Source organism: Pseudomonas sp. D47 (genome assembly GCF_045447305.1).
GTDB lineage: Bacteria > Pseudomonadota > Gammaproteobacteria > Pseudomonadales > Pseudomonadaceae > Aquipseudomonas.
The window spans coordinates 94,092-118,176 of sequence record NZ_JBJGXU010000014.1; the positions used below are offsets into that span (position 1 = coordinate 94,092).

Below are 24,085 nucleotides of genomic sequence, written 5' to 3' on the forward strand. Positions count from 1 at the left end.
CGCTCCGCGCCCGGCTGTCCCTAGAAGTAATACGGAAACTTCAAACTGAACGTAAAGTCCGGCGCATCATCCGTCATCCCAATGGACAGGTTCGGCACAATCGTCAGGTTCTCCGACGCCGCAATGGTCATGCCGACGTTGAAATAACCGGCGTTCGCATCGCTGGAGACCACCGATTGCCAATCGCCGCCACTGGGTTTTAGCTTGCTTTTACGTTGCACCAAGTCGGACACCGAGAACGACATACTCATCTTCTCGTTTAAGGCAAATGCGACACCGACACCGAACTGGAAGCTGTCACCCAGGCGCACTTTACCGCCGACCTTCTGGTTGACGTCACTGCTGATATCGTCGAACGATTCCTCGAGGTTGTGGGTATAGGAAAGCGAGCCAAACAACACTGCAGGGTCGAAGGTCTTGACCAGGGAAATACCTGGCGTGATCGACCAGACACCGTTGCCGGTTGGTAGGCTTTCGGGCACGTAGAGGTTGTCATTGGCGGTTTGCCTGACGAGCTTGATGCCAAACGGTTCTTTACCCGTAGGCGCCTTGACCCGCACCGACACGACCGCATCCGGCATGTTGGGGGTTTCGTCGAGAAACTTGTATGCCACGCCAAAGTTGACGTCGCCGATGGTCGGGTCGCGGGTCACCGAGGCTTCCGACGTTGCTGAGGCATCGTTGCCCTTGCCGCCCGACTGGTAGGTCGATTCGCGGTAAACCACCGGGACGTTGACGTCGAACTGCCAGCGGTTATCAACGTTGTAGCGCCCGGTCAGGTCCAGGGTCCAGTTATCGGCCTTGATCCGGTCCAGGTTGATATTGCCGAGGAAAATCGAGTCCAGTGCCAGGAAACCGTTGAGGGTCAACTGCCGAGCATCGTAGCGCGCATAGGTCATGCCGGTTTCAAAGCTGAACTTGCCATTGCCGAAAAAGCCGCTGGCTTCGTTGTAAAGGTTGCTCACACTTTGCGCAGGGGCTGAGTCATCCTTGAGCGCCTGCCCATAAGAACTGCCACCGCCGCCGGCACCACCGGAGGCTGCCGCAGCACCGGTACCCGCGACTGTGGTACCGCCTTTCTTGAAGTCGGCCGGGGATTTGGCCAGGCGTTTGGGGGCTGGTGTCTCAGGTTGATCCTCTACCTGACGCACACGCTGCTCCAGCACCGCCAAGGCTTTTTGCTGCACTTCGTACCGCTGCTTGAGCTCAAGAAGCTCTTGCTTGAGGGTCTCGATGTCGGCGTCGGGCGCTGCATACAGCATGGATGCGGGCAATAGTGTACTTAAACAAACCACCGCACGTAGCGATAACGATCGATGCATGAAATAAGCCGTCCTTTTCTAATGCAAAAGTGTCGAGGGTCAGCGTAGTTCAATAACCGAGCGTGCGTAGGCCTTTGAGTTGATCCAGGTTGCAGTTCAAGGCGCCGTTGTTCAAACCGTTATTGTTCATCACGACGTTGAGCTGGGTCATGTTGTTGACGAAGTTGGTATTGCCGGTCAACACCGTGCCTTGCAGCACATTACCGCCACCGATCTGCTGCAGGCTGTTGCCCTGATTGTGGTTGGCCTGGATCGCCATCTGCAAGCCGCCGTTATTGGCTGACACACTCACTCGGCCTGCCGGGCTATCACCGGTCACGGTACCGCCAGCCACCAGCACCTGTCCTGATTGCGCGGCATTGCCGGGTGCAAAACCGTTCTGGGATATGGTGACGCCTACATTGTTATAGGCGGTGTTGCCATCGCCCGCCGCACGCACGCTCTGGGTTACGCCCTGGCCACTGCCAAGGCCTGCGCCGCCGACCACGTTACCGGTGCCAGTGTTCTGGTTGGACCCGGTCCCCGCCGAACCGGTGGTCTGTACGTAGAACTGCGGGGTGATGGTGGTTTTGTCGATCTGCATGCTGGCCTTGCCGGTGATGGTGTCACCGATAGCGTTGGTCCAGGTGCTGCTCATGACAATGCCGAAGCTGATGATTCGTCCCGGCATCACGTAACGGCCGCGCAGTTCGGCCATTTCCGAATCCTTGAGTTCGATCGGCTTGAACGCCGATGAAGCATAAACGGGCATTGAGGCTGCCAGACACAAGACCGTCAGCCAACGGGACGTGTTCATCTTCTGCTCCTGGAGCGTCCTGCTCCTTATTGCGCTTCTTAGAAGAAGTCGCTCTGGATAAAACCGAAATCCATCAGCTCGGCATCGCCCACGGGTCTGAACTCATTCAACTGGCTTTTGGCGGTCAGCGGTGTCGGCGGGTCGAGCAAGGCATTGGCTTTGTCGTAGCCTTCGCCCAGCACCGCAAACACGATGCCATTCCAACCGTTGATGAAGTCGCCATGGGAGTAGCGCTTGTGGCCCAGTACCGGGTCGCCGATATAAACCCAATCCTTGTCAGCCCGTTGCAGCACCACAAAGTGCTTGTAGCCACGAATTTCCAGCAACACCACCACAGGGATCTTCACAGTGACGAGGGTGTCGGGGCCGATCTTGTAGCCCCGGGCACGCATGCCGATGCTTTCGAGGTAGCGTTTCATGTCCAGCATGGAAAAGCCCTGGGTACGTACCAGATCCTGATCGGCGTTGACCAGCATGCCTTTGATGATGTGATCTTCGTCGACGTCGAGCCAGTAGGCCTGGCGCAGGATGGTGGCAAGGGCGGCTGCACCGCAGCTGAAATCGGTTTTCTGTTCCACCAGGTTTGCGAAACGGCGCTCACGAATGCTCTCGACCTTCTTGAAAATCACTGCACCGCCAGGCATGGCTGAGATCGCCATGGTGCCTGCCCACGAAGGGCCGGTGAGTAACATCAAGAGGGTAAAGGTCGCGAGGCGCATGATCGAATGACCTGATGGACACTGGAATAAAAAAGGGCCTTGTTGCCAAGGCCCCGCTGGATCAGAAGCGCACGCCGCTGGCGCACACGCTGCAACCCTGGCCGATCGACAGGCTGTTGCTGCCTTGGTTGCCCGCACCGGATTGCAGGTTTACGCCTACGTTGCCGGAGTTACGGTTAACCGAGTTGTCGAGGCTCGAGTTGTTGGACACATATTGAGCTTTGCCACCATGGCCATACCCGTGGCTGGAAGCGGCAGTGTTCAGGTAGCTGTTGGCGAGCGAGTTTTGCTCGGTGTTGGCGGCTGCAGAGATGTTTTTGCCGTCAGCGGTGGTGATTGCCAGGTTGTTTTTACCCTGGTTGCCTTGACCCGCTTGGCCGTTGTAACCCACGTTGCCGGAGTTGCCGTTAACCGAGTTGTCCAGGGAGGCGTTGTTTTGGGTGCCTTTGTTGACGAAGCTGTTGAGCGCGCTGTTTTGATTCACATCGACCAAACCAAACACGGATGCAAAGTCGCCTTTAGCGCTGGAGATGGCGGCAGAGTTGTCGGCTTGGTTACCACTGCCCGACTGCACGTTTACCCCGGTGTTACCGCTGTTGCCGTTTACCGAGTTATCGGCAGAGGCGTTATTTTCGGTTTTGGTGTCATCGAACTTGTTGGCACCGCTGTTTTGAACATCCGTAACGACAGCGGCAACCACGCCGGTGGGTTGAGGCGCAGGGTGCCAGCCACCCGCTTGAGCAGCTGCTGCCATGAGTGCGGCGAGAGCGAAAACCATTGGTTTGAGAGCCATTTGAGGTTTCATGGTGTTTCTCCTTGCTTCTAATTAGTTGGTTAAGTGTTGGTACGGTCCAGCGAGTCCTACCAAGCGTTTACTTGATAGTAATGCTCAGGGTGTTAGCCACTCGGTTCCCCACCCCTGCACTCTGGTTCACCTGAATCACTCCTCGGCTGCCTGTGAAGGCCTGGTCGCTGGTAACGACCTGGCGGCTGCCAGTGGTGGGGGTGAGCCCTGAGTCGGTTGCCAGCGTCGTCGTGTTCTGTTGCAACAGGACGCTGTCGTCGATGCTTAGCGGGCCAGGGTTGATGCTGATCCGCACGGCATTGACTGATTGGTTATTGGCCCCGGCTGTCTGGTTGACGCCTAACATGCCGTTGCCATTGCTAAAAGAGGTGCCTTCGATCGCGGCCTTGGCATTCAGGGCCGGATCAACCTTGCCGTTCATGTTCTGGATGTTGACAGTGGTGGCCTGCCCACCCAGTGCAATGGCTCGGTTGTTGGCCGTTTGTTGTTGGTTACCGGCCGACTGGTTGATCGAAAAGTTGCCGCTGTAGTCTTTTGCGCTGTTGTTGATCACAGCGGTGTCATCCGCCCATGCAGTGGCGCTGCCTAGCAGGGTGAGGATCAGCAGTGCACGATTCATCATTTGCCCCCCATCATGCTGCCGATGTTATTCAGGGGCGCCATGCCGCGCTGGATCGAGTCGCTGATCTGGCCACCCATGCCGCTGCCCGCACCGTGGCCGGCTGTTGCACTGTTGCCCAGTGTCGACATGCTGTTTTGTGTGGCGCTAAGGCCGGACAAATTGCCACTGGCCTGTATCGACCGTGCGATGCTCGAACCACTGCTGATACCACCAATATCCAGATCGCTGAGCTCACCGGTGGCGCTAATGATTTCTCTGCTGGGATTGGCGTTGGCCGTGGAAGGGTAGGGGTCAGGACCGAATGACGGCCGGCCGTACATGTGACCTTGCACATCACGGCTTGTCACGATCACACCGTCGCCCGCCGCGAGCACTGGAAAGCTCACGCTGGCACTCAATGCACAGCTGATCAGCAGGAGGCTCAGTGAGCCTGGATTGTGTGTGTCCACGGCAGTGTTCCTTATTCTTCGCGCTGACCCTAAACAGCGCTGTAAGGGAAAGAGCAGAACGCGTGCCGCTTTTGGTTTTGTGTTGATATTCAGTGGGTTGTGATTAAGGCGGGGCGAAGTGATGGCCAGGGTGTTTCAGCGTTGAGACACCCGCCGTATGGCTGGGTATGCCCAGCCCCACCGCAGGGGTGTCTCAGCGATGTAACAGTGCCCATGACAAAAGCATGAGTCCGCACCGGGTGGGCGGTTCAGGCCAGGCAGGTGTATCAAAAATGGACACTGCGGGCGCAAGCACGCCCATGGGAGCAACAAAGGCTTAGCCTTTGGGCGTTTTACGCGGGATGGAGTTGAGTACGGGGTTGCCGTCCTGGTTCTGGGTCAGGTAGACCGGCAGCACCTTGGGCAGGGACGGGATGAGGTTATTGACCTCATTGATGTTGTAAATGCCGCCGATGCGAATCGTCCCGGTTGTGGCGTCGGCCAGCATCACCGGTTTGTTCAGGTAGCGGTTGATCAGCGGCAGCGCATCGGCCAGGGCCAGGTTATCGAGCACCAGCTTGCCCTGGCGCCATGCCAGGCCTGCGTCGTTGGGGTGGGTGACGGCGACCTGCGGGGCGGCATCCCCCGTGTGGTAACTGGCCTGCATGCCGGGGCTGAGCGGCACGCTGGCGTGCAGCGCGTCGCTGGCAATCTGCACTGAGCCTTCAAGCAACGTGACCCGCACCTGGTCTTCATACTTCCAGACGTTGAACTGGGTGCCGGTGACCCGAACCTGCCCTTCGCCCGCGCGCACGATAAACGGGTGATTGCCGTCATGGCTGACTTTGAAAAACGCTTCGCCCTTTTTCAGGGTCACCCGGCGCTGGTTTTTGTAGTTGCTGTAGACCAGTTCAGTGCCCAGGTTCAGCTCGACCTGGCTGCCATCGCCAAGGGTGACCTTGCGCAGGCCATTGGCGGCGTCAAAGTGTTCATAGGAACTGGGCAGCCAGCCCGCTTCCCAGCCGGTAAAGGCCGCCAGCGGCAATGCGGCGAGGCACACTGCGGCGGCCACTGCGTAGGTGCGCAAGCGGCTGCGCGGCTTGAACGGCACCACCACTGCCACAGGTTCGCTGCGCGGCAGGTGATCGGCCACGTCCCAGATTTCCAACATGGCCGCATATTCGAAGGCGTGCAGCGGGTCGGCATCGTGCCATTGCGCAAAAGCCTGACGTTCGCCCGCCGTGCAATCACTGGCATGCAGGCGCATGCACCAATGCGCGGCGGCGTCGGTGATGGCGTCATATTCGGCTTCTGAAAGGGACTTTTCGCTCATTAACTCATCCTGATTTCGCGCATTCTAACCTCCTGAGGCGGACCGCGAGAACAGCCATCATGGCGATTGCACATCAATTGGAACTTATTCTCGTTTGGGAATATCAGAAATTACAGGACACGAGTCCGTCATTCCCACAATGGAGTACGAACATGCTGAAGAAAACCTTAGTCGCCCTGTGTGCAACCACCGCCCTGCTCAGTGCCGGTGCAGCGATGGCTGATAAGCCGGGCGCGGGCTGGATTACCATCGAAAAGGCCATCGAAGTGGCCAAGACCAAGGCTGGATACGTCGAGGTTTACGCGGCCGAAGCGGACGACAACGGCTATTGGGAAGTCAAAGGCCGCAAGTCCGATGGCACCGTGTATGAAGCGCGTATCGACGGCGCTTCCGGCAACATCCTGCGCGACCAGAAAGACTGACGGTGCCTCTGGGGGCTGCTCAAGCCCCCGGATCCAATACGCGGCCCAGGTGAGTAATCAAGCACGTCGCCGAATCGGCGTTGGCCAAGAGGGTGTCCATGCGCGTGTCGGCGTCGCTCATGAATACCTGTCGGGCAGCTTTTAGGTGCTTGGCGCCGGTGGTACTGAGGATTTTTTGTTTAACCGAACTGGTTTCAGTGCCGCCACCAACGTCTTTCCAAACCCACTTGCTGATGGTTCTAGTATTTACCCAGGTCCGGTTGAAAGAACCGAGTGACCAAAAACAGCCTGCGCTTATTGTTTTCGCGAACAGTAAAGGCGAAGCCTCTTTGCGGATTCTGATGAGGCCGTGCGCAAGTTGACATCAGGCGCGGCGCGTGGTGTTTAATCAACGGTCTGAATGTCCATTCGTTGCCCCCTTCCAATCATAAAAACGGAGCTTCAAATGTCTGCGCAGTCTCCGACAGTTGCCACGGCGTCAACCTCTATCGGCTTCACTGAGTTGGTGGTATTGCTACAACAGGTCTTCGTCACGCACGGCACATCGCCTGAGGTGGCCGCCATCCTGGCGCACAACTGCGCCAGCGCCGAACGCGATGGCGCGCATAGCCATGGCATCTTCCGCATCCCCGGTTACCTCAGCACCCTGGCCAGCGGCTGGGTCGACGGCAAGGCCGTGCCGGTGGTCACCGATGTGGCGTCCGGCTTCTTACGGGTAGACGCCTGCAATGGCTTCGCCCAACCTGCGCTGGCGGCGGCTCGCGCGTTGCTGGTGGCCAAGGCTCGCAGTGCGGGTATTGCATTGCTGGTTATTCACAACTCCCATCACTTTGCCGCGTTGTGGCCGGATGTCGAACCCTTCGCCGAAGAAGGCCTGGTGGCGCTGAGCGTGGTCAACAGCATGACCTGTGTGGTGCCCCATGGTGCCGATCGCCCGCTGTTCGGCACCAACCCCATCGCCTTTGCCGCACCACGGGCAGACGGCGCGCCCATCGTGTTTGACCTGGCCACCAGCGCCATTGCCCATGGCGACGTGCAGATCGCCGCGCGCAACGGCGAGCGCCTGCCGCCGGGCATGGGCGTCGACAGCCTTGGCCAGCCGACCCAGGACCCTAAAGCCATCCTTGAAGGCGGTGCATTGTTGCCGTTCGGCGGGCACAAGGGCTCGGCACTGTCGATGATGGTCGAGCTGCTGGCGGCGGCGTTGACCGGTGGCAACTTCTCGTTTGAGTTCGATTGGTCGGATCACCCGGGGGCACGCACGCCCTGGACCGGGCAGTTATTGATCCTGATCGACCCGAGCAAAACCACCGGGCAAAGCTTTGCCGAGCGCAGCCAGGAACTGGTGCGGCAGATGCATGCAGCGGGGTTGCGGCGGTTGCCGGGGGATCGGCGCCATCGCACACGGGCGAAGTCGCAGGAGGCTGGGGTTGAAATTGAAGCGAAGGATCTGCAGCAGCTACAGGAATTGGCCGAAGGTTGAACCGGGCTGCTGCCGCAGGCAGCAGCCCCAGTCGCTTAGTTGCGACGACCGAGCAACAGACCCACCACCAGGCCAAAGCCTGCGGAAATGGCCACGGTCTGCCATGGGTGGCCACCGATGTAGGTCTCGGTGGCATCCACCACCGGCTTGCTGCGCTCGCGCACGTTGGACACCGAGTCCAGCGCTTGCTTGAGCTTGATAGCGACCTGCTCGCGCAAGGTTTCGCCTTCCTCGCCTATCAGGGCGGCGCTGCTTTTGAGCAGTTTGTCCGATTCTTCGATCAACGCCGTCAGTTCACTGAACGCTTGATCCTTGATTTGATCTTCAACAGCTTGGGCAGTTTGGGCGGCAGTTTTGCGGGCCATTGTGTGACTCCTTGCGAGTGAATGTGACAGTGAACAATGGAGTGTCGGGCCGCGCCAAAAGTTGCAGTTTTTTTGCTGGCGGCGCGGCGCTGAGTAAAATCCGAATCTGGAAGTTTCGACCTACAGTGTAAGATGTCGCCTATTTGTGCAGCAGGTAATTCAACATGAGCTTCAATCTGGCCAACAAAACCCTCGCCGAACGCGCCGAGCTGGAAGATGAAAAGTCCCGCCTCTACGACCTGTGGCAGACCAACCTGGGCAAGGCCAAGGGCGAAGCGGCGCGGTTGTTTGGCGAGCGCGCCAAGCGTAAAGGCAAGTGGGCCGAGTGGGTGCGCGCCGAGCTTGATGGCATGTCGCCGCCGGAGTTTTCCAACATGGTGCGCAGCGAAGTCAACAAGCTGATGGCTGCGGCTAAGTAAAGCACGCCACCACCGCCTCGCGGACTTTCAGCAGCAGCGGATCGCGCTGGGCCTGGGTACGCCAGCCCAATTCCACCGGGTAGCGCGGCAGCGCCAGCGGGCAGGGCAGCACGCGCAAGCCGCTGAGCTGCGCAATGGCCTCGGCGGCATGCCCGGGAATCGTCGCTACCGCGTTGCTGCCCTTGAGCAGGAACGGCAGTGCGGCAAAGTGGCTGGTGGACGCGCACACCTGACGGCTCAACCCTTGGGCCGCCAACCCTTCATCGGTAATCCCGATAAACCCGCCCGACGACACCAACACATGTTCGCGTGCAACGAACGCCTCCAGGCTGATGCCGAGCTGGCCTGGCGCCAGGCTGTGCGGGTCGACCAGGCAGCGGTAATCGCCTTCCCCCAACACGTGCCGGCTCAGCCGGCGCTCGGCAAAGCCGCCGGCGGTGATCGCCAAGTCCAGGCTGCGGTCGAGCAGGGCGCCCGCGACGATCTGGCTGTGGGTTTGCCGGAAGATCACCCGCAGTTTGGGCGCGCGCAGGGCAATTTCCTGCATCAGTTGGCGGCCATGGGCAATCTCGAAATCATCGGACAAGCCCAGTACCACTGACCGGCCCTGGTAGTCGGGGTTATCCGGATTGATCATCGCCAGACTCTGTCGGCAGCGGTCCAGCGCTTCGCTGATCACCGGTTTCAGCTGGTTGGCGCGCAAGGTGGGCGCCAAACCGCGACCAGTGCGTACAAACAATTGATCGCCATACAGTTCGCGTAAACGCCTCAGGCCTGCGCTGACCGCCGACTGGGTGACGCCCAGGCGCAATGCCGCGCGGCTGGCGCTGGACTCATCGTGCAAGGCTTCGAAGGTTTTCAGCAGGTTCAAATCAACCTGGGCGATATTCATTTGGCTCATATCATTTAGCACTGAGGTGGGCTTTATTCATGATCGAGGCTGGCCGGAGAATGGGCAACCCCTAACATTTGGAGTGATCGTGATGCCCATTTCTACCGTGGCCGCTTTGCAAATCGGTTCGTCGCCCGGCGGCAAAGCTCAGACCCTGGCGCAAATCCTCGCCTATGAGGACCAGATCCTGCGCAGCGGTGCGCAACTGGTGGTGATGCCCGAGGCCTTGCTGGGCGGCTATCCCAAGGGCGAGGGTTTCGGCACGCAGTTGGGTTATCGCCTGCCCGAAGGTCGCGAAGCGTTTGCGCGCTACTTTGCCAATGCCATCGACGTGCCAGGCGTGGAGACTGAGGCGCTGGCCGGGTTGTCGGCACGCACCGGCGCCAGCCTGGTACTGGGTGTGATCGAGCGCAGTGGCAGCACGCTGTATTGCACAGTGCTGTATGTCGAGCCGTCGGGCGGCCTGGTGGCCAAGCACCGCAAGTTGATGCCTACCGGCACCGAGCGGCTGATTTGGGGCAAGGGCGATGGCTCGACCTTGCCGGTGATCGACGCAGCGGTAGGCCGCCTCGGCGGCGCGGTGTGCTGGGAAAACATGATGCCTTTGCTGCGCACCGCGATGTACGCCAAAGGCGTGGAGGTGTGGTGCGCACCCACGGTGGATGAGCGCGAGATGTGGCAGGTGAGCATGCGCCATGTCGCCCATGAAGGCCGTTGTTTCGTGGTAAGCGCTTGCCAGGTGCAGGCATCGCCTGAGGCGTTGGGCGTGGAGGTTGCCAACTGGCCGTCAGACCGGTCGTTGATCGCTGGCGGCAGTGTGATTATCGGGCCGATGGGCGACATTCTCGCTGGGCCGCTGCTGGGGGAGGCGGGGCTGCTGACCGCGCAGATCAATACCGATGATTTGGTACGCGCACGTTATGACTATGACGTGGTGGGGCACTATGCGCGGCCGGATATTTTCGAGCTGGTGGTGGATGAGCGCGCCAAGCCGGGCGTGCGCACTATCACTGACTAAAGCTTGCCGGCGATAGCGGTCTTTGGGGGCGCTTCTTTAGGTAGATTGGGTACATATCCGTTGCTGCGGTAACGGCGGCTTAGGGTTTCGCTCTTACAGCGAGTCACTTTTTTACAAACGCCTAAAAAAGTAACCAAAAAACGCTTTGCCCCACCACTCGGTGCCTCGCTTAGGCTCGGCATGCCCGCACGCAGGCTTGAATCCGTGGGCCGCCGCGATGGGCCATCCTTGGCCCAGCGCGGCTAACCCGGCGTCCTGCCGGGTTACCCACGGATTCAAGCCTGCGTGCGGCCAGCGTGGTTAACGGGGCCTGTCAGATCAAGATCAAAATCTACAGCACGGCGGCCTAGTAGCCGACCTGAGTGGTAGAAGCAAAAGCAGAGCACCACACCACCCTATTTAGCTGATGTAATGAAATCCCAATGTGGGAGCGGGCTTGCTCGCGAAGGCGGTGTTTCAGTTGCAAATGAGCGGACTGACCCACCGCCTTCGCGAGCAAGCCCGCTCCCCCATTAGATCTTCATTGTTTGGCTGATTTGAGTTCCAGCCACTCCTCGCGGGTCATCTCCCAAATGTCCCGCGGGAAGCTGCCTGCGACAAATTGGCCTGTCTGCGTCCTGATCAAGCGCATCCCGGCGCGTTCCGATATCCGCCGTGACCCTTGGTTGGGTGCGGCTTTGGGCACACGCATCAGCGGGCGCTTGAGCACATCAAACCAATACTCGGTCACCGCCGCGCTGGCTTCGGTCATCAAGCCTTGGCCTTGCCATTGCGGGCCCAGCCAGAAGCCCCGGTTATCGTCCTGCTCATCCATCAGGCAGATATTGCCGATCAACTGTTCTGGCGCACTTTTGAGGCGGATCGACCAATGCCAATGTTCGCCTCGGGCCATGGCCGGCAAGGCGACCTGTTCCAGGAAGCTGCGAGCGCCGTCGGCCGGGAAGGGCCACGGCACCTCGTCGCTGAGGTAGCGCACCACTTCCCAATGCGCGAATTGCTGCTGGACGGCCTCGACATCGTCCAGGGTCAGCGGGCGCAGGATCAGTCTTTCGGTGAACAAAGTCGGTTGCATGGCGTTTACCAGGTGGCCGTGTTCGGCAGGTTCAACGTACCGCGATCGACAAAACGCTGGGTTCCGAACAGGCCACCCGCGAGTTTGCCGCGCAGTACGTAAGGCAGCTTGTTCAAGCTTTGGGTCTGGCTCAGGCCCAGGGTCTGGCGCAATACAGAAAACGCTGAAACGCTGACCGGCACTGTCAGCACGGTCTCGGAAAAGCGTGGGATGCTTCCGGTTTGATCACTCACCCCAGACGCCAATGGCCGGCCATTGACGTCCAGGTCCAGGGCTACGCCGCTGTAGTCAATCGCCGTTTCATTGGGGTTTTGCACCCGCAGCTTCACGGCGAAGCGCACTTCCAAGTCCTGGCTTTGCAGCGGCTCGATGCCCACCACGGTGATATTCACCGGGTCGCGGTTGGGGAACAGCGCGCAGGCGCTCAAGGTCAGCAGCAGTAACGATAGAACCATGAGCTTGCGCATATAAAGGTGCTCCTATTTCGTGACGTCCGGATCCTGCATGACCTTGAGGGTAGAGGACTCCGGATCAAATTCATCTTCTTGCAGCTCTATGAACTCTTCCGGCAGGAAAATGTTCAGCAGGATTGCACAGAATGCGCCCACGGTGATCGGCGATTCGAAGATGTTGTGCAGCGCCTTGGGCAGGTCGCGCAACACTTCCGGCACGGCGGCCACGCCCAGGCCCATGCCTAGCGAGATCGCCACGATCAGCACATTGCGCCGGTGCAGCCCGGCTTCGGCGAGGATCTTGATCCCGGCCACCGCCACGGTGCCGAACATGATCAACGTGGCGCCGCCGAGCACCGGCTTGGGCATCAGTTGCAGCACCGCGCCGATCATCGGGAACAGCCCCAGCAGCACCAGCAGGCCGGCGATAAAGTACGCCACATAACGGCTGGCCACGCCGGTCAACTGGATCACCCCATTGTTCTGGGCGAAAGTCACCATCGGCAGGCTGTTGAACGTCGCCGCCATCGCCGAGTTGAGGCCATCGGCCAACAGGCCCGACTTGATGCGCTTGATATACAGCGGGCCTTTGACTGGCTGTTGGGAAATCATCGAGTTGGCGGTCAAGTCACCGGCGGCTTCCAACGGTGAAATCAGGAAGATCACCGCCACCGGGATAAATGCCACCCAGTCGAACGAGAAACCGTATTTGAACGGCACCGGCACGCTGATCAACGGCACTTGAGGCAATGCGGCCAGGTCGACGCGGCCCATCCACCAGGCCACCACAAACCCCAGGGTCAGGCCGATCACAATCGAACCCAGACGCAGGAACGGGTTGTTGAAGCGGTTGAGCACCACGATGGTCAGCAGCACCAGCGCCGCCAGGCCCATGTTGCTCGCCGCGCCCAGGTCACTTGAACCAAAGCCGCCGGCCATGTCGGTGACCGCCACTTTGATCAACGACAAGCCCATCAACGTGATGATGGTACCGGTCACCACCGGTGTGATCAGTTTGCGCAATTTGCCGATGAACTGGCTGAGCACCACTTCGATAAACGCCGCGAAGAAGCAGATGCCGAAAATCGTCGAAAGAATCTCATCGGTGCCACCGCCCCGAGCTTTGACCATAAAGCCGGCGCTGAGGATCACGCTGATAAACGAAAAGCTAGTGCCCTGCAGGCACAGCAGGCCGGAACCGATCGGGCCAAAGGTGCGCGCCTGCACGAAAGTGCCCAGGCCCGACACGAACAACGCCATGCTCACCAGATAGGGCACTTCGCTTTCAAGGCCCAATACGCCGCCGACGATCAACGTGGGGGTGATGATGCCGACGAAACTGGCGAGCACGTGTTGCAACGCTGCAAAAATCGCCGCGGTGAAGTGCGGGCGGTCTTCCAGGCCGTAGATCAGGTCGGATTTATAGCGGGGGCGAGGGGTTTGAGCTTCAGACAAAATACAGGCCCGAGAAGGAAAGGGGCGCGCAGGATGCCAGAAAGTTCCAGCTGTCAGAAGTGTGTAAAAATATTTCGAAACATCCTGCATAAAATCCACTCGCCTGCCGATACCCTCGTTAAGCCCACCCAACTATTACAACAGTGGTGCCCAAAGATCAGAGCTGCGCGTTGACGCCGGCTGATCGTGTCGCGGCAGGGATGCACGCCAACACTACTTCTCGAGAGCAGCCCTATGTCCCTCCGTCATCTGAATATTGCCCCTCGCGCGTTTCTCGGCTTTGCGTTCATTGCGTTGCTCGTCGTGATCCTTGGTGTATTTGCCGTCAACCGCATGACGCAGATTCGCCAGTCTTCGCTGGACATGGGGACCAATCAATTACCCAGTGTGAAGTATCTCGGCAACTTGACCGAGAACGTCCTGCGCCTGCGCATCCTGTCTTTTCGCATCCTGATCAACCGCGAGCCGGCGGCCCTGGAAGAAGCCAAGACCCGCGTGGCCGTATTGGTCGATAAGGTCAAGCAGGCCCAGAGTGCTTATGCCGTCATGCCGGCAGGTGCGGAAGAGGCGGCGCTGTACAAAACCTTCGTCGCGACCCTCGACAGTTACTTAGCCGCCCAGGCCGAGATGATGTCGCTGTCCCAGCAGAACAAAGTTGAAGAGATGCGCACCTTGATCAATACGCGCATCAAGGACGGCACCGACCGGATGGGCGAGCAGTTGAACAAGCTGATCGCCATCAACGGCGCCGACGCTGACCAGGCGGCTCTGGATGCTGAAAGCAGCTATCAGCAAGCTGTCACCGGGATCATCATCGTGTCAGTGGTCGCGGCACTGATGACGGTTTTGCTGGCCTGGCTGCTGACTCGCAGCATCGTTACGCCGCTGCTCAAAGCCGTGGAAGCGGCCGAAACCATCGCCGGCGGCAACCTCACCAAGCTCATCGAAGACGATGGCAAGGATGAGCCGGCGCGCCTGCTCGGCGCCTTGTCGGCGATGCAAATCAACCTGCGCCAGACCATCCAGCACATTGCCGGTTCGGCCACGCAGTTGGCGTCTGCTGCGCATGAGTTGAGCGTTGTCACCGAAGAGGCCTCCAAAGGCCTGCAACAACAGAATAACGAAATCGACCAGGCCGCCACAGCCGTCAACGAAATGACCGCTGCAGTGGAAGAGGTGGCGCGCAACGCGGTGTCCACCTCCGAAGCCTCCAGCCAGTCCAACCAAGCGGCACGTGAAGGCCGCGACCGCGTGGTGGAAACCGTCGGCGCGATCCAGACCATGACCCAGGACGTGCAAAACACCTCGGTGATGATTGAAGGCCTGGCCACTCAAGGCCGTGACATTGGCAAGGTACTCGACGTGATCCGCGCGATTGCTGAACAGACCAACCTGTTGGCGCTCAACGCGGCGATTGAAGCGGCCCGCGCCGGTGAAGCCGGGCGTGGCTTTGCGGTGGTAGCCGATGAAGTGCGGGCTTTGGCCCACCGCACTGCGCAGTCGACCCAGGAAATCGAGAAAATGGTCGCCGGCATTCAGACCGGCACCGGTGAAGCAGTGCAGTCGATGCAGCAGAGCAACCAGCGCACCCACAGCACCCTGGAAATGGCCCGCGCCGCCGGTGTGGCGCTGGAGCAGATCACCCAGTCCATCAGCCTGATCAACGAGCGCAACCTGGTGATCGCCAGTGCGTCGGAAGAGCAGGCCCAGGTTTCCCGTGAGGTGGACCGCAATCTGGTCAACATCCGCGACCTGGCGACCCAGTCGGCAGCCGGTGCCAACCAGACCAGCGCAGCCAGCCATGAGCTGTCGCGCCTGGCGGTGGATTTGAATGGGATGGTCGCGCGCTTCGTTATCTGAGACTTAAATGTGCGGGAGCGACGGTGCGGCGCTCCCGCGGTGGCGTTTAGAGATCGCCGCCTTACTGGGATTTCACGCCTATGTATTGACGTGGTTAAGCGTTATGGGTGTGTTTTTACTCATGTTGCTCACGTTGATTTTCTCCTCTCTCGGGGTAAGTTTCGTGAGCAAATGCGAGTTGTTGTAGGACGCGCGCAGACGGCATCATCGTTAAAGGTTTTATACGGTTTCAGCCCTGCTTTGGCGTGGGCGGTGTAATTGAGGGCGTGAGCGGGCGGTTGTCAATATATCGTCTGGTTTTATGGGGGGCTTGCTAAGGATCATTAATACTTTGTGGAAACCATCACCCACATTCAGAATCAACCGGTGCATTCTAACATTTGGATCATAGTCCAACATCAACTCGCCTTTCTGACCATCCATTGTTCCGCGCTCGCCGGGAGACGCCTCGGTAATACTTACCTTAGAGATTCCAGACTCTTTCAAGACCCCGGAAATATCTATTTTATCGACACCACTGACGAAATCCTGAAGTCTGTCTGGTCTTTTGGGAGAGGAGTCGCTGACTCTGCGGTATATAAACGTATCAGCGCCGCCGCCGCCGTAGAGCGTGTCGCCCCCGGCCCCTCCAGTTATGCGATTGCGAACAGCGTTGCCGATCAGTAGATCGTGCCCGGCGCCACCGATGGCATTTTCCACAATAACGCCCTTGGCGATAGACACATTACCTTCCCTGCCGCCTACGTTCGAAAGCTGTTCGGCGTTCAAGTTGATCTTCTGGTTTTGTTTGAAACCAGAAAAGTCCAAGGTGTCATTTCCGCCGTTATCCCATACGCAGAAGGAGGTCAATTCATCGGCGGAGGTCAAACTATAGTAATCGCGGTCAGCGTTGGAGTTGAAGCCATAAGTGGTATTGCCCGTACGGGTTTCATTGTTGGCACCGTAGAGACGCTGCCCCCCAGTAATATCATGCATCATTGGGGTTGACGCGCTGTCCGACACGCTGACGCCATTCTCGTCACGGGGCCGCCACCAATGGGTGTTGTAGGACATGGCCGTATGGGTCTTGTTGTTTTCAGGGTGCTCTCCGACCGGGTGCCCAAGCCCCAGGCTATGACCGATTTCGTGAATCATTGACGAGTTCAAAGGTGAGTTATCGTCGCCCAAGCCGATCCCGATGTTCATGTTTTTACTATGGTCACTGGGCATGGTGGCGTAACCGCCTACACCGTTATTGCCATGAATGACCAACAAGGCGTCTGCATTTTTGGCATTCTCGACAAACTTGACCTTCACCACATCTTCCCACGCCCGAATTGAACTTCTGAACGCTTTTTTCCTGGCTTCGCTGAACGCCAACGCCCCGCTGTCTTTAAGCCAGGACGCTTGGGGATCGGATGAGTTGAAGAATTTGTAGCCTATGGTTATTTGGCCGTCACCGTTTCGATCCTTGATTCTGAAATTTTCGCGGGTGAGCTGTGTTGCGATATCCCTTGGATGGGCGGGTGACGGAACGTCATGTTTGATTGGCGTCTGCAGGTTGTCGGCTTTGTATTGATGGGCATGGAAAAGTGCAGTCGTATTCGCGGGAGTGAGCGACATGGCAGTCCTCGGCAAAAAAGAATAAAGAACGCGTTGGGAGAGGCGATAAAATAATCTTTTTTGTTGGGAATAGAAGTTTGGGTGTATTTCTATATGCGACTTAAATAGGTCAGGTTTGCGCGGGGGTATGATAAGTAGTGTAAGTGTGTCGGAACTTAATAGTCTGTCGGGACGAAAAAGTCATTCGGTTAAACAGGGCTGGCGCGTTTTGTATTAACTACCCTGGCGTATGGGCATTGGGAATACCTTAACCCAGCGCATGTGAGCATGCTTGGCGGCGTACACCCTGGGGGGGCACGCCGACCCAGCCGAGGAACCCGAGCGTCCTAAAGCTCGCTGACGTTGACCCATCGCGCTTGTATGGCGGCCAGGCGTATGGCGGCGGCCAGCCGCTCTACCGCCCAGGCAGCATCAAAGTCAGTGCCATCCGCGCCTTGCCCAGCCAGCGCCATGATCAACTCGTGCACTTCCAGGGTCTTCAACTCGTTGTAACCCAGTTGATGCCCAGCGGCTGGGCTGAACGCGGCATAGCCGGGCAGGGCGGGACCGGCCAGCACACGTTGGAAACCGTCCTGGCCGACGCGGCACACCTGTAGTTCATTCAATCGTTCCTGGTCAAACGCCAGCGTGCCTTGAGTGCCGCTGATCTCAAAACTCAGGTGGTTTTTGTAGCCGTGCTTGAGCCAACTGCTGCTCACCGTGCCGCGCGCGCCATTGGCGAATCGCAGCAGGGCATGCACTTGGTCATCCACTGCGATGGGTTTCAGGTCGCTGCTGCCTTTGACGGCCGGGCGCTGGGCGTGGACGGTCTGGGTGTCGGCGCACACGCTGTGCACATCGCCGACTAAATAGCGCGCCATCGACAGCAAGTGGCTGCCCAAATCGGCCAGGGCGCCCCCGGCATGCTCCACTTCGCAGCGCCACGACCAAGGCGAGGCCGCGTCGGCCATGAAGTCTTCGCTGAACTCACCCTGGAAACTGATGATTTCGCCCAGCTCGCCATTGGCAATCATCTGCCGCGCCAGGCTGATCATCGGGTTGTGCTGATAGTTGTAGCCGACCCGTGTGACGACCCCAGCCGCACTGGCGGCGCAGCGCATGGCGTCGGCCTGCTCAAGGCTGACGGCCAGCGGCTTCTCGCAATACACCGCTTTGCCCGCCGCTATCGCTGCCATGGCCATGGGGTAGTGCAAGTGGTTGGGCGTAGTGATGGCCACCACGTCGACCTTGGGGTCGTTGATCAACGCCTGCCAGTCGCCATGGGCCTGGGCAAACCCCCAGGCCGCGGCACAGCGTTGGGCGCGTTCGGTGTCGGCATCGGCCAGCGCGGCCAGCTTGAGGTGTACCGGCAGTTCGAAGACCGCGCGGGCATTGTTGAACGCCAGGGCGTGGGCGCGCCCCATGAAGCCCGTGCCGATCAGGCCGATTCCGAGTTCACGCATAGCGGTGTTCCTTTGAATTATTGTTTTCAAGAGGGGTATTAATGGAATAAAAATTCGCATATTTCAAGATGTGGAATAAAAATTCATTGCGATCGATCTCGATCGTTCCCACGCTCTGCGTGGTAATGCCGCCGGGGACGCTTTGCGTCCTGCGGGTGACGCAGAGCGTCACGGGATGCATTCCCACGCAGGAGCGTGGGAGTGAGCATCATCAAGCGCGGTAATGCAGTCATATTCAGCCCATGGCCAAAAGCCGCCAGTTAACAAAAGATAACGTAGCGCCGATTGTCAGACGATTCGAAACCCCGATAGGATGGATCCTGCTTGCTCCAGGCGCTCTAGATTGCAGGTTTCAGAGCCCAGGAAGGCGAGACGACCTAACAATAATAAATCGGGAGAAAGGTCTATGAGTGAGCCTGTCATGGGTTGGGTTGTTTGCCGCCCACGCGCCGCACGCAGGGTTGCGATGTTGGCCACAGCGCTCTCGCTGCTGGGGGTGTTGTCGACACCCGTGCTGGCAGCCGGCGATACCGGCGCAGCGCCGGCATTTGCGATTGAATCCCCCAAGGCCGCCAAAGGCCTGATGATCGATGTGGTCCACGCGGGCTCTCGTCTGGTGGCCGTTGGTGATCGGGGGCACATCCTCTATTCCGATGACCAGGGCAGCACCTGGACCCAAGCCAAGGTGCCGTCCCGGCAACTGCTCACAGCGGTATTTTTTGTCGACGCTAAACAAGGCTGGGCCGTCGGCCATGATGCGCAAATTCTCGCAAGCGCCGACGGCGGCGCCACCTGGACCCAGCAATACCAGGACCTCAAGCGCGAAGCGCCGTTGCTCGACATTTGGTTCAAGGACGCCAACCACGGCCTGGCCGTGGGCGCCTACGGTGCGTTGATCGAAACCACCGATGGCGGCAAAACCTGGGACGACGTCAGCGAGCGCCTCGACAACGAAGACCAGTTTCACCTCAACGCCATCGCCTACATCAAGGATGCCGGCCTGTTTATCGTCGGCGAGCAAGGCAGCATGTTCCGCTCCAGTGACGACGGCCAGACCTGGGAAAAACTCGAAGGCCCGTATGAGGGCTCGTTGTTTGGCGTGATCGGCACCGCTCAAGCACAAACCCTGTTGGCCTATGGCCTGCGCGGCAATCTTTACCGCTCCACGGATTTCGGCAGCACCTGGGAGCAGGTCGAACTGAACGCGACGCGCGGCGCCCTGGAGTTCGGCTTGTCGGGAGCGACCTTGCTCGATGACGGCTCGCTGGTGGTGGTCGGCAACGGTGGCAGCGTGGTGGTCAGCCACGACGACGGGCAGACCTTCAGCGTATTCAATCGCCCGGACCGCATTTCACTCTCGGCGGTCACGGCGGCAGGCAACGGCAACTTGATTCTGGTCGGGCAGGGTGGCGTTCGCGTCGCCACGGCCAGCGGCGCTGAACGCGTAAAACAATAATAAGGGCGGGGAAAGAATGAGCAGTCATCACAACGATAAAGCGACCTTTCTTGAGCGCCTGATCTTTAACAACCGCCCGGCAGTCATCGTCATCTGCCTGCTGGTGAGTATTTTCCTGTTCTGGCAGGCGACGTTGATTCGCCCGTCCACCAGCTTTGAAAAGATGATCCCGCTCAAGCACCCCTTCATCGAAAAGATGATGGAGCACCGCAACGACCTGGCCAACCTGGGCAACACGGTGCGCATCTCGGTGGAGGCCAAGGACGGTGACATCTTCACGAAGGAATACATGGAGACCCTGCGCCAGATCAACGACGAGGTGTTCTACATCTCCGGCGTCGACCGCTCGGGCCTTAAGTCACTGTGGAGCCCCAGCGTACGCTGGACAGAGGTGACCGAAGAAGGCTTTGCCGGCGGCGAAGTGATCCCGCAGAGCTACAACGGCTCGCCGGCAAGTCTCGACCAACTGCGCAACAACGTGCTCAAATCCGGCCAGGTTGGGCGCCTGGTTGCCAACGATTTCAAGTCGAGCATCGTCGACATTCCGCTGCTAGAGTCCTACCCGGACCCACAAGACCAGGGCAAGTTGCTGGCCCTGGACTACCGCACGTTCTCCCATGAACTCGAAGACAAGATCCGCGACAAATTCGAAGCGCAGAACCCCAATATCAAGGTTCATATCGTCGGGTTTGCCAAGAAGGTCGGCGACTTGATCGACGGCCTGGTGATGGTGGTGCTGTTCTTCGGCATCGCCTTCATCATCACCCTGATTCTGCTGTTGTGGTTCACCAACTGCCTGCGCAGCACCGTCGCGGTGTTGAGCACGACGCTGGTGGCGGTGGTCTGGCAACTCGGGTTGATGCACTTCTTCGGCTTCGGGCTCGATCCGTATTCGATGCTGGTGCCGTTCCTGATCTTCGCCATCGGTATTTCCCACGGCGTGCAGAAGATCAACGGCATTGCCCTGCAATCGAGTGAAGCGGACAACGCGCTGACGGCGGCGCGACGCACGTTCCGGCAACTGTTCCTGCCCGGCATGATCGCGATCCTCGCTGACGCGGTGGGCTTCATCACGCTGTTGATCATCGACATCGGCGTGATCCGCGAGTTGGCCATCGGCGCCTCCATCGGCGTGGCGGTGATCGTGTTCACCAACCTGATTCTGCTGCCGGTGGCGATTTCCTATGTCGGCATCAGCACGCGCGCCATTGCCAAAAGCAAGAAGGATGCGCACCGCGAACATCCGTTCTGGCGCCTGCTGTCAAAATTTGCCAGCCCCAAAGTCGCGCCGGTCTCGATTCTGTTGGCCCTGATCGCCTTCGGTGGCGGCCTCTGGTACAGCCAGAACCTGAAAATCGGCGACCTCGACCAAGGTGCGCCGGAACTTCGCCCGGACTCGCGCTACAACAAAGACAACAACTTCATCATCAGCAACTACTCCACCAGTTCCGACGTGCTGGTGGTGATGGTCAAGACGCGTGCCGAAGGCTGCTCGCGCTACGAAGCCATGGCGCCCATCGACCAGTTGATGTGGAAGATGCAGAACACCGAAGGCGTGCAGTCGGCGATCTCCTTGGTGACCGTGTCCAAGCAGATGATCAAGGGTATGAACGAGGGCAACCTGAAATGGGAAACCCTGTCGCGCAACCCCGACGTGCTGAACAACTCCATCGCCCGCGCCGACGGCCTGTACAACAACAATTGCTCGCTGGCGCCGGTGCTGGTGTTCCTCAACGACCACAAGGCCGAAACCCTCGACCGCGCGGTGCATGCGGTGCAGGACTTCGCCAAGGACAACAACAAGGATGGCCTGGAGTTTATCCTCGCCGCCGGTAACGCCGGGATTGAAGCCGCGACCAACGAGGTGATTAAAGAGTCGGAACTGATCATCTTGATCTTGGTGTACCTGTGCGTGGCGACCATGTGCATGATCACCTTCCGCTCCTGGGCGGCGACGCTGTGTATCGTGCTGCCGCTGGTACTGACGTCGGTATTGGGCAACGCGCTCATGGCGTTCATGGGCATCGGCGTCAAAGTCGCGACCTTGCCGGTGGTGGCATTGGGCGTGGGGATTGGCGTGGACTACGGCATCTACATCTACAGTCGCCTGGAAAGCTTTCTGCGCGCCGGCTTGCCGTTGCAAGAGGCGTACTACCAGACGCTCAAATCCACCGGTAAGGCCGTGTTGTTTACCGGGCTGTGCCTGGCCATCGGCGTGTGCACCTGGATCTTCTCGGCCATCAAGTTCCAGGCCGACATGGGACTGATGCTGACCTTCATGTTGCTGTGGAACATGTTCGGCGCGTTGTGGCTGTTGCCGGCGCTGGCACGATTCCTGATCAAGCCGGAAAAGCTGGCGGGGCAGAAGGGCAATTCGTTGTTTGCGCACTGATTCATCGTTGTCGCCAAAACGCCGTGGCCTGTGCTACGGCGTTTTGCATGGCGCGGTCTTAGGTCGATGCAACAATTTGACCTATCATGAGGTCTTTCCTTTTGATGACTGTTAGTTATGACTGCCGACACCGCTACCTTGCTCGACGCGTTTAAAGACTGCCAGATGGTCGAAATCGATGGGCTGCACACCTTCGACTTCAGCTTGGATGACCAGAAGTTGCTAATCGTCTGCATGGACGGTCGTGCCGAGAAACGCTGGAGTTTCAGCCTGGAGCAAATCAACGCTGCGGTCTTTGATCAAACCCTGCAAAGCTGGACCCTTACCGGTGAGTCGGGCGAGCATCGCCTGGTCTGCATGAGCGGCGTCACCGGCAACAATAACGATGAGGACGAAGCGGATGATGATGCGTAAATTCTGGCCTCTGCTGATGGCGGGCAGTGTCGGTGCGATGTCGGTGCAAGCTGCGCCGGCTGACACCTACGAGTTGCTGGTGGGCAGTTACACCGCCGGCACCAGCGAAGGTATTTACCGCCTGCAATTTGACAGCCGTACCGGCCAGTTCACCGGTAAACCGGAGTTGGCGGCCAAGGCGGCCAACCCGTCGTGGCTGACGATCTCCAAAGACCAGAAGCATCTGTTTGTGGTCAACGAAAACGGCCCAGGCCAGAAAGACTCGGTCGGCCGCGTCAGCAGCTACAGCATTGACCCGCAGAGTCACCAGCTCAGCCTGATCAACCAAGTGCAGAGCCTGGGCAATGAGCCGACCCATTCCAGCCTGGCGGCTGATGGACGCTACCTGTTCGTTGCCAACTATTCGGTACTCGAAGACCCGGGCGGCAGCCTGGCCGTGCTGCCGGTCGACGCCAATGGCAAGTTATCGGCGCCGGTGCAACTGAGCGGGCACCCGTCCAGCCGGGTGAACCCTGAGCGCCAGGCATCCAACCATGTGCATTCGGTGGTGTCATCGCCGGACGGCAAGTACGTGTTTGTTCAGGACCTTGGGGCCGACAAGATTTTTGCCTACCACTACGACCCCAAGGCCAACCACGAGCTGCCACTGACCCCGGCCAACCCGGCCTCGGTGCAGCTGCCGCCCGGCAGCGGCCCGCGTCACTTGTTGTTCAGCGCGGACGGCAAGCATGCCTGGCTGACCACCGAGATGAGCGCCCAGGTCGCGGTGTTTGATTACAACGACGGCAAGCTCAGCCAAACCCAACTGGTGGAGTTCGCTGGCGGGCAACCGGTGTCCGACAAGGCCGGCGCCGCGCTGCATGCTTCAAGCGATGGCAAATTCCTCTACGTGAGCAACCGTGGCACCGCCAACCAGATGCTGGTGTTCAGCATCGACCCGGCCACCGCGCACCTCAAGGAGCTGCAGCGCCGCACCGTGGAAGGCGACCACCCGCGTGAGTTCAGCCTGGACCCGAGCGGCAAGTTCTTGCTGATCGCCAACCAGAAAAGCAACCAAATCGTGGTCGTCGAACGCGACCCCAAGACCGGCCTGCTGGGTAAAACCGTGCAGAAACTGCCGATCGATGCCCCTAGCGACCTCAAGTTCCTGGTGCGTCAATAAGCCACAGGCCCCGCAGTGCGGGGCCTGACCTTTAGTATTAATTGTATTAATAGCTGCTACTGTTTCAAAGCATTTCTAAGGTTCAGCCCTCGGGCGTAAGTTTGGTTCCAAGGCCTTCCCGGCCACCTCACCAAACGAACACAAGGGTTACCGA

23 protein-coding genes are annotated in these 24,085 nt (G+C 59.1%); 9 read left to right on the forward strand and 14 right to left on the reverse strand.

Going from position 1 to position 24,085, the window contains the following annotated elements:
• Nucleotides 1-20 precede the first annotated feature (20 nt).
• From ACI77I_RS12395 to ACI77I_RS12425, 7 genes are all read right to left on the reverse strand, one after another.
• Nucleotides 21-1,322: a hypothetical protein gene (locus tag ACI77I_RS12395; protein ID WP_406997681.1), complete on the reverse strand. Its 1,302-nt coding sequence runs from the start codon at nt 1,320-1,322 to the stop codon at nt 21-23.
• 49 nt (nt 1,323-1,371) lie between these two features.
• Entirely contained in the window at nt 1,372-2,118 is a 747-nt protein-coding gene (locus tag ACI77I_RS12400) for a hypothetical protein (RefSeq protein WP_406997682.1), read from the reverse strand.
• A 38-nt stretch (nt 2,119-2,156) separates the two neighbouring features.
• Nucleotides 2,157-2,837, reverse strand: a complete 681-nt coding sequence (locus ACI77I_RS12405; RefSeq protein WP_406997683.1) for a C39 family peptidase — start codon at nt 2,835-2,837, stop codon at nt 2,157-2,159.
• A gap of 61 nt (nt 2,838-2,898) precedes the next feature.
• Nucleotides 2,899-3,642, reverse strand: coding sequence for a hypothetical protein (locus ACI77I_RS12410; RefSeq protein WP_406997684.1), 744 nt, complete (start codon nt 3,640-3,642; stop codon nt 2,899-2,901).
• A 67-nt stretch (nt 3,643-3,709) separates the two neighbouring features.
• Nucleotides 3,710-4,261: an adhesin gene (locus ACI77I_RS12415; RefSeq protein WP_406997696.1), complete on the reverse strand. Its 552-nt coding sequence runs from the start codon at nt 4,259-4,261 to the stop codon at nt 3,710-3,712.
• Entirely contained in the window at nt 4,261-4,713 is a 453-nt protein-coding gene (locus ACI77I_RS12420; protein ID WP_406997685.1) for a hypothetical protein, read from the reverse strand. The genes ACI77I_RS12415 and ACI77I_RS12420 overlap by 1 nt, the downstream gene beginning before the upstream one ends.
• A gap of 316 nt (nt 4,714-5,029) precedes the next feature.
• Nucleotides 5,030-6,025 carry a FecR family protein gene (locus ACI77I_RS12425; RefSeq protein WP_263273252.1) on the reverse strand — a complete coding sequence of 332 codons (996 nt, stop codon included), beginning with the start codon at nt 6,023-6,025 and terminating at the stop codon, nt 5,030-5,032.
• A 152-nt stretch (nt 6,026-6,177) separates the two neighbouring features.
• On the opposite strand from ACI77I_RS12425, the gene ACI77I_RS12430 reads away from it, so the two are divergent.
• Nucleotides 6,178-6,447, forward strand: coding sequence for a PepSY domain-containing protein (locus ACI77I_RS12430; protein WP_094950684.1), 270 nt, complete (start codon nt 6,178-6,180; stop codon nt 6,445-6,447).
• 445 nt (nt 6,448-6,892) lie between these two features.
• Nucleotides 6,893-7,930: an Ldh family oxidoreductase gene (locus ACI77I_RS12435; RefSeq protein ID WP_406997686.1), complete on the forward strand. Its 1,038-nt coding sequence runs from the start codon at nt 6,893-6,895 to the stop codon at nt 7,928-7,930.
• Between the two features lie 35 nt (nt 7,931-7,965).
• On the opposite strand, the gene ACI77I_RS12440 is transcribed toward ACI77I_RS12435, so the two are convergent.
• Nucleotides 7,966-8,295, reverse strand: coding sequence for a YqjD family protein (locus tag ACI77I_RS12440; protein WP_242150255.1), 330 nt, complete (start codon nt 8,293-8,295; stop codon nt 7,966-7,968).
• Nucleotides 8,296-8,459: 164 nt separating this feature from the next.
• Between ACI77I_RS12440 and ACI77I_RS12445 the strand changes: the two genes are divergently transcribed.
• The gene (locus tag ACI77I_RS12445) at nt 8,460-8,714 is read left to right on the forward strand and encodes a hypothetical protein (protein ID WP_003190904.1); all 255 of its coding nucleotides are present in this window, start codon (nt 8,460-8,462) and stop codon (nt 8,712-8,714) included.
• On the opposite strand, the gene ACI77I_RS12450 is transcribed toward ACI77I_RS12445, so the two are convergent.
• Complete coding sequence (locus tag ACI77I_RS12450) at nt 8,707-9,606, reverse strand: LysR family transcriptional regulator (RefSeq protein WP_406997687.1); 900 nt, start codon at nt 9,604-9,606, stop codon at nt 8,707-8,709. The two genes, ACI77I_RS12445 and ACI77I_RS12450, sit on opposite strands and share 8 nt — an antisense overlap.
• Before the next feature lie 91 nt (nt 9,607-9,697).
• Between ACI77I_RS12450 and ACI77I_RS12455 the strand changes: the two genes are divergently transcribed.
• Nucleotides 9,698-10,624 carry a carbon-nitrogen hydrolase family protein gene (locus ACI77I_RS12455; RefSeq protein WP_406997688.1) on the forward strand — a complete coding sequence of 309 codons (927 nt, stop codon included), beginning with the start codon at nt 9,698-9,700 and terminating at the stop codon, nt 10,622-10,624.
• A 520-nt stretch (nt 10,625-11,144) separates the two neighbouring features.
• Here ACI77I_RS12455 and ACI77I_RS12460 read toward each other — a convergent pair.
• From ACI77I_RS12460 to ACI77I_RS12470, 3 genes are read right to left on the reverse strand one after another with little or no spacing between them, the layout of a single operon-like run.
• Entirely contained in the window at nt 11,145-11,696 is a 552-nt protein-coding gene (locus ACI77I_RS12460; RefSeq protein ID WP_094950690.1) for a GNAT family N-acetyltransferase, read from the reverse strand.
• A 5-nt stretch (nt 11,697-11,701) separates the two neighbouring features.
• Nucleotides 11,702-12,163, reverse strand: coding sequence for an LEA type 2 family protein (locus tag ACI77I_RS12465; protein WP_094950691.1), 462 nt, complete (start codon nt 12,161-12,163; stop codon nt 11,702-11,704).
• 12 nt (nt 12,164-12,175) lie between these two features.
• Entirely contained in the window at nt 12,176-13,603 is a 1,428-nt protein-coding gene (locus tag ACI77I_RS12470; RefSeq protein ID WP_406997689.1) for a nucleobase:cation symporter-2 family protein, read from the reverse strand.
• A 234-nt stretch (nt 13,604-13,837) separates the two neighbouring features.
• On the opposite strand from ACI77I_RS12470, the gene ACI77I_RS12475 reads away from it, so the two are divergent.
• The gene (locus tag ACI77I_RS12475) at nt 13,838-15,463 is read left to right on the forward strand and encodes a methyl-accepting chemotaxis protein (RefSeq protein ID WP_094950693.1); all 1,626 of its coding nucleotides are present in this window, start codon (nt 13,838-13,840) and stop codon (nt 15,461-15,463) included.
• A 219-nt stretch (nt 15,464-15,682) separates the two neighbouring features.
• On the opposite strand, the gene ACI77I_RS12480 is transcribed toward ACI77I_RS12475, so the two are convergent.
• Both ACI77I_RS12480 and ACI77I_RS12485 read right to left on the reverse strand, forming a co-directional pair.
• Nucleotides 15,683-17,065 carry a M10 family metallopeptidase C-terminal domain-containing protein gene (locus ACI77I_RS12480; RefSeq protein WP_406997690.1) on the reverse strand — a complete coding sequence of 461 codons (1,383 nt, stop codon included), beginning with the start codon at nt 17,063-17,065 and terminating at the stop codon, nt 15,683-15,685.
• A 326-nt stretch (nt 17,066-17,391) separates the two neighbouring features.
• Nucleotides 17,392-18,507, reverse strand: a complete 1,116-nt coding sequence (locus ACI77I_RS12485; RefSeq protein WP_406997691.1) for a Gfo/Idh/MocA family protein — start codon at nt 18,505-18,507, stop codon at nt 17,392-17,394.
• Nucleotides 18,508-18,928: 421 nt separating this feature from the next.
• Here ACI77I_RS12485 and ACI77I_RS12490 point away from each other — a divergent pair, with 421 nt between their 5' ends.
• The 4 genes from ACI77I_RS12490 to ACI77I_RS12505 all read left to right on the forward strand — a co-directional run bounded on the left by ACI77I_RS12490 (nt 18,929) and on the right by ACI77I_RS12505 (nt 23,931).
• Complete coding sequence (locus ACI77I_RS12490) at nt 18,929-19,963, forward strand: WD40/YVTN/BNR-like repeat-containing protein (RefSeq protein ID WP_406997697.1); 1,035 nt, start codon at nt 18,929-18,931, stop codon at nt 19,961-19,963.
• A 16-nt stretch (nt 19,964-19,979) separates the two neighbouring features.
• On the forward strand, nt 19,980-22,355 hold the full coding sequence (locus tag ACI77I_RS12495; protein WP_242150241.1) for an RND family transporter: 2,376 nt from the start codon (nt 19,980-19,982) through the stop codon (nt 22,353-22,355).
• A gap of 117 nt (nt 22,356-22,472) precedes the next feature.
• Nucleotides 22,473-22,769, forward strand: coding sequence for a DUF5629 family protein (locus ACI77I_RS12500; protein ID WP_242150238.1), 297 nt, complete (start codon nt 22,473-22,475; stop codon nt 22,767-22,769).
• Nucleotides 22,756-23,931: a lactonase family protein gene (locus tag ACI77I_RS12505; RefSeq protein WP_094953442.1), complete on the forward strand. Its 1,176-nt coding sequence runs from the start codon at nt 22,756-22,758 to the stop codon at nt 23,929-23,931. Before ACI77I_RS12500 ends, ACI77I_RS12505 begins: the two co-directional genes overlap by 14 nt.
• Nucleotides 23,932-24,085 lie beyond the last annotated feature (154 nt).